The organism is Micromonospora sp. LOL_024 (assembly GCF_048060415.1).
GTDB lineage: Bacteria > Actinomycetota > Actinomycetes > Mycobacteriales > Micromonosporaceae > Micromonospora.
In genome coordinates this window covers 1-590 of the sequence record NZ_JBHMIS010000181.1, presented here as the reverse complement: position 1 = coordinate 590, position 590 = coordinate 1, and the positions used below count along the sequence as shown (strand labels likewise).

General features: G+C 66.8%; 1 protein-coding gene. It reads right to left on the bottom strand.

What is annotated here, in order from left to right; translation table 11 throughout:
• On the bottom strand, positions 1–590 hold a 590-nt coding region (locus tag ACFHWY_RS28795; RefSeq protein WP_416583373.1), incomplete at both ends, for an ISAs1 family transposase.

Genomic DNA, 590 nt, shown 5'->3' with positions numbered 1-590 from the left:
GGATGGGGAGTGCTCGTTGGGGTTCGTCGCGGATCGCTCGGGTGGTCTTGGCGATGTTGTGGGCTCCGAGGGTTTTCAGTACGCCGATGGCGAGGTTGCGCAGCGTCGCCATGGCCCGGGGTGCGGTTCCGGTATGGACGGTGGAGGCGTCTTCGGCGAAGGTGACGTCTCTGATGTGGTGTGAGGAGTTCTCCACTGCCCAGTGCCCGCGGATCGCGGCGGCCAGATCGGCTGGGCGGGCCTGGTGGGCGTCGAGGCTGGTGACGGCGTAGATACTTTCACGGGTCTCGGGTGTGCCGGACTGCTTGCGTCGTCGGTGGACGCGGATGGCCAGGCGGGCGTGAGGGAAGGCGATTCCGCCGAGTTCGTCGGCGATGGCGCAGGTCTTGATCGAGCGGGACTCGTGTCTGCCGTGCCCGCGGGTGGAGGCGGTGTGCTGCACGGTGATGTCCCGCCACGGCAGGGCCGCGAGCTGGTGGTGGGCGGTCGGTTGGTTGGTCTTGATCACCGCGATGTAGTGGGCGTTCTTGGCTTCGACCAACCAGGAGATGTTCGCCTTGACCGAATGCAGGGCGTCGAAGGTGACGACG